Source organism: Vibrio sp. 03_296 (assembly GCF_002265885.1).
This window is the reverse complement of record NZ_NPKW01000048.1, coordinates 1-4075: the sequence shown is the minus strand read 5'-3', so window position 1 is coordinate 4075 and position 4075 is coordinate 1. Positions and strand designations below refer to the sequence as shown.

Sequence of the window (4075 nt, the reverse complement as noted above, 5' to 3'; positions counted from 1 at the left end):
TGTCTCGAGGGTATATCTGCCTTGGTGATTTCACGGGGCAACCTAAGCCAGATTTATCACAATGGGGTGTTCGCTCAGTTCGTAAGTTACCAAAAGTTGGTTTTGGCTTATAAGTTAGGTTGCTTATGACTGGCCAAAAATTGGTATAACAAGGCGTTTAAGAGGGATTCATGCCGCGTGGCATTTTTGGTATGCGGTGAGTTTTGGTGGTGAAAGTGGTCTGCGGAAGCTTGGTTTATGCGGCATTCACCCCTTAACGCGGCGTTATATGCCAGTAATCAGGAAGTCGATAGCAGCAATAATCTCGTTTCTAAAAGTGCTCAAATCATTTACCGGCTCACGCAAGATCTTAGTTGGTACACTCGCCATTTGGTGAGTTAGGATTACGAAGTCACCTTCATCAATGTGGATCACTGGGCATAGGTGAGTAGGGGCTTTCTTCTCTAACATTTCAACCGGTGTTAATGGAATCACCAGTCGGGTATTCAGTGTATCAAGCATTTCACTTTGAACATCAACAAAGTATGGGTAAGCGGTAGCAGTGCTTTTATCGTTATTTTGGTATAGTGAAAACTGTGACATTAGAATACTCGGTAAGAATCAGAAAACAGACCGTGATTTTCGGTTAGTTCATTGCAAGCGTTGATAGCATCTGCATTTTGCTCTAACCACTCAGTCTTACGGCGCTGATTTACTTCTTTTTCAAGGGCTTTTTCCATTGTTGCCGAGAGGTTTATGTTTAGGCGCTTAGCTTCAGCGAGTAACTCGCTATTTAAGCTTAAGTTTGCAGCCTTCTTGGGTGCTTGCGTACTATATGTGTTTCTCATGATAATTACCTATGCGTATTTATGGTGCGCATAAAGTATAGGCGTACGAAAGGCATATAACAAACAATTTAAGAGTGATTCAGCACGCTTGGCATTTTTGGTTTGAGTTCAGCTCAGTGATTACGGTGGTAGAATTAAGTGTCGTGGCAGCGTGCTTCACACCTTAATTGGGCGTTATGCTTAATCAAGCAAAATCAGTGGTTTATGGTTGTCTTTGTTCCCTCGGCTTTTCAGTTTTGTGTTTGTCGGCAAGTCGGCTTTTTTGAGCGCTGCTTTTCGGACTCTTATTCTGTGGCGCTGGAAATTCAGAGAATTGCCTCATTCAATTCTCGAGCAAGCGCGAGGTTAGGGCGGTTAGCTCAATCAGAAATCCATTTTTAGGTTTTCAAACTTCAAACCAGATTTGCCCAAATTCCGAGCCTGACTTTCAAAACTATGAGTCATTTCGGTTTTCTACGTTTTGGCTTTTGTTTGTAAATCAAAGTCGAGTTAATCTTGGTTCTGGTCAAACGTAACCCATTGAAGCTTAAGCATAACAAGGCGTTTAAGAGGGATTCATGCCGCGTGGCATTTTTGGTATGCGGTGGTTTTTGGTGGTGAAAGTGGTCTGCGGAAAGTTGGTTTAGGCGGCATTCACCCCTTAACGCAGCGTTATAGCGCATTCATGCTCAAGGAGAAGAGTCGTTGAAACAAAGCAAGAGTGAATTTTGGTCAGGCGAGGAATATGATGCACAGTATGGTGAAGATTATGCTAATGAAATCTCATTTCTACGTGACATATTAACTTCCCAACAAGCGTCATCGCTTCTAGATGTGTGTTGTGGAACAGGCATCGTCACGATTCCTTTATCCAATGAGGCTTCTCATGTAGTAGGCATAGATTTTTCAGGGGCAATGGTCGAGTTCGCTATAGAAAAATCCGCAACGATAAACAATATTTCATTCTATGAAATGGATGCGACCAATTTCGATATAGGCACCAAATTTGATGTAGTCTCTATGACTGGTAATGCGTTTCAAGCATTTATCTCTGATGCTGACTTCTTGTCCATGCTAAATCAGATTAAAAATCATATGGGTAACAATGGTACATTCATTTTTGATTGTCGGCTTCCATCCCCAGAGCATCTAGAAGTAACCAGTGGTTATGAGTATTGGTCTTCATATATAAGCCCAAAGGGGGGAAAAGTTAAAGTGTACGGCTGGGACTGTGTACACCCTCATTCCAATGATACGATGCTTCATCACATCCGTAGGGATTACGAAAGTGGTGAGCAATACCATAGTGAAATAGAGCTCAAATATCGTTCAATAGATGAGATCGTTAACTGTCTAGAAAGTGCTGGCTTACAGCTAGTAGGACATTATGCCGACTGGAAAAAGACCCCTTTTACTAAAGTATCAAATAGTATCGTGGGTGTTGTAAGAGCGCTATAACAAACAATTTAAGAGGGATTCCCAACGCTTGGCATTTTTGCTTCTACTTCAATTTTAGTGTTTATGGCACAATGCCTTAGGTTGGGTGGTAGCGTTGCTCACCCCTTAATTGGGCGTTATGAGTTAAAAAAGTATCCAGTCGTGCTGCTATAAGTTATAGGTAAAAAGAATCATGGGGCATAAATTACCTCCAGAACAGCTAGAATTATATAAAAGAATTGATGAGATTCTTTATTACAAGTGGGACCCAATCGGAGTATCAGATAGTGGTTGGGCACGAGATGAATACCAGTCTTATTTACCGCAACTATTTAGCTTGGTGATGAAAAGTCAATCACCACAAGAAATCTGCAAGTATCTAACAGAGTCAACTCAGTATATGGGTCTACAACTATCGAGGGATCATGATTTAGCTATTGCTAAGTTAATCCTTGAAGTTAAGGATTCGTTAGATATTGAGTGAATCCAGCGTATCTAAACTCATAACAAGCAATTTAAGAGGGATTCCCAACGCTTGGCATTTTTGCTTCTACTTCAAATTTAGTGTTTATGGCACAATGCGTTAGGTTGGGTGGTAGCGTTGCTCACCCCTTAATTGGGCGTTATGCTTAATCATGTAAAATCAGTGGTTTATGGTTTTTCTTTGTTCCCTCAGCTTGTCAGTTTGGTGTTTGTCGGCAAGTTGGCTTTTGTGGGCGCTATTTTCTGGACATCCATTCTTGGGCGCTGGAAATTCAGAGAATTGCCTCAATCAATTTTCGGGCAAGTGCGAGGTTAGGGCGGTTGGCTCAATCAGAAATCCATTTCTAGGTTTCAAAGTTCAAACTAGATCTGCCAAAATTCCAAGTCTGATTATCAAAACTATGATTCATTTCGGTTTTCTACGTTTTGGCTTTTGTGTGTAAATCAAAGTCGAGTTAATCTTGTTTTTAGTAAAACGTAAGTCATTGAAGCTTAAGCATAACAAAGCGTTTAAGTGGGATTTGGCACGCGTGGCATTTTCGGTTTGCGTTGGGTTCAGTGATTAAGTCGCTGTGCGGTAGCTTTTGTAGTGCGTGCCTGCACCCCTTAACGCGGCGTTATGTGTAATGAGGATACTATGCAAAAATTCGCAGCTGTTTTAGGTTTGCTGTGTGTGCCTTATGTGTATGCTGAATCAATTGAAGGGTGTTATTTGGTTGCTGATGAGATAACCAGTTTTTCATCTGAAGAGTCAGAGATTCAGTCTACTTACGTAAAAATTTCAAGGTCTGCTGGAAACTACTCGGTCGAGGGTCTTATTTGGGGGGCTAATTTTCATGTTTGCCATATTGCTTCTCCGATTGAAGGCGTTGGTGGGCCACTGCAAATGAACTATGTCGACAATAAACTCGTCTATAGCTACAGTGAGGCCGAATACAACATTAATTGTGAGCTAGAATTCTCCTTTAAAGATAACTCATTGACAATAAAGGACTCTAATCATGATTGTTCTGAGTACGTCTTTTATTGTGGTGCTAGAGTTGGTTTAGATAAAGTTGAGTTACCAAAAGTAGCACAAGATTGCCCTTAAATTACACATAACAAGAGACTATGGCGTCAATAGTTAATTTTTGGCGCTATCTGCCATTCCACATACAGCCATCTCTAAGCATTGAATTTAGAATAACTACCATCTTTCTGACGCAGGCAATGAGCGCTACTTTTTTGGGTTTTCCAGCAGCCAAAAGTCGTTGATATGTTTCTTTAAATACAGGGTTACATTGCATCGCTGACATCATGGCCATGTATAAAACAGTCCTTACTTGCATCCGTCCACCTTTGATCATTCT

The 4075-nt window shown here is 41.1% G+C and carries 6 protein-coding genes and 2 pseudogenes; 5 read left to right on the top strand and 3 right to left on the bottom strand.

Annotated features, from left to right (window positions below; translation table 11 throughout):
• Positions 1-145: 145 nt before the first annotated feature.
• Positions 146-265: pseudogene (locus CIK04_RS35470) on the top strand (DUF3265 domain-containing protein); the annotation flags it as partial.
• On the opposite strand, the gene CIK04_RS04595 reads toward CIK04_RS35470, so the two are convergent.
• Entirely contained in the window at positions 265-582 is a 318-nt protein-coding gene (locus tag CIK04_RS04595) for a CcdB family protein (protein ID WP_097353705.1), read from the bottom strand. The pseudogene CIK04_RS35470 and the gene CIK04_RS04595 sit on opposite strands and share 1 nt — an antisense overlap.
• Entirely contained in the window at positions 582-827 is a 246-nt protein-coding gene (locus tag CIK04_RS04590) for a type II toxin-antitoxin system CcdA family antitoxin (RefSeq protein ID WP_047010350.1), read from the bottom strand. Before CIK04_RS04590 ends, CIK04_RS04595 begins: the two co-directional genes overlap by 1 nt.
• Positions 828-1359: 532 nt before the next feature.
• Here CIK04_RS04590 and CIK04_RS04585 point away from each other — a divergent pair.
• The 4 genes from CIK04_RS04585 (at position 1360) to CIK04_RS04565 (ending at position 3816) form a co-directional block, all read left to right on the top strand.
• Positions 1360-1515 (top strand): DUF3265 domain-containing protein, encoded by a 156-nt coding sequence (locus CIK04_RS04585; protein WP_097353706.1) that lies wholly within the window; start codon positions 1360-1362, stop codon positions 1513-1515.
• Positions 1512-2264, top strand: coding sequence for a class I SAM-dependent methyltransferase (locus tag CIK04_RS04580; RefSeq protein WP_157806513.1), 753 nt, complete (start codon positions 1512-1514; stop codon positions 2262-2264). Before CIK04_RS04585 ends, CIK04_RS04580 begins: the two co-directional genes overlap by 4 nt.
• A gap of 172 nt (positions 2265-2436) precedes the next feature.
• Positions 2437-2727 carry a hypothetical protein gene (locus tag CIK04_RS04575; protein ID WP_000509889.1) on the top strand — a complete coding sequence of 97 codons (291 nt, stop codon included), beginning with the start codon at positions 2437-2439 and terminating at the stop codon, positions 2725-2727.
• 636 nt (positions 2728-3363) lie between these two features.
• Positions 3364-3816: a hypothetical protein gene (locus tag CIK04_RS04565; protein WP_097353708.1), complete on the top strand. Its 453-nt coding sequence runs from the start codon at positions 3364-3366 to the stop codon at positions 3814-3816.
• Between the two features lie 33 nt (positions 3817-3849).
• Here the strand turns inward: CIK04_RS04565 and CIK04_RS04560 are convergent.
• Positions 3850-4075: pseudogene (locus CIK04_RS04560) on the bottom strand (transposase); the annotation flags it as partial.

What these genes read in the sequence shown, in the direction of transcription:
- CIK04_RS04595 (WP_097353705.1), bottom strand. Translation starts at nt 582, where the DNA reads ATGTCACAGTTTTCACTATACCAAAATAACGATAAAAGCACTGCTACC.
- CIK04_RS04575 (WP_000509889.1), top strand. Translation starts at nt 2,437, where the DNA reads ATGGGGCATAAATTACCTCCAGAACAGCTAGAATTATATAAAAGAATT.
- CIK04_RS04565 (WP_097353708.1), top strand. Translation starts at nt 3,364, where the DNA reads ATGCAAAAATTCGCAGCTGTTTTAGGTTTGCTGTGTGTGCCTTATGTG.
- CIK04_RS04590 (WP_047010350.1), bottom strand. Translation starts at nt 827, where the DNA reads ATGAGAAACACATATAGTACGCAAGCACCCAAGAAGGCTGCAAACTTA.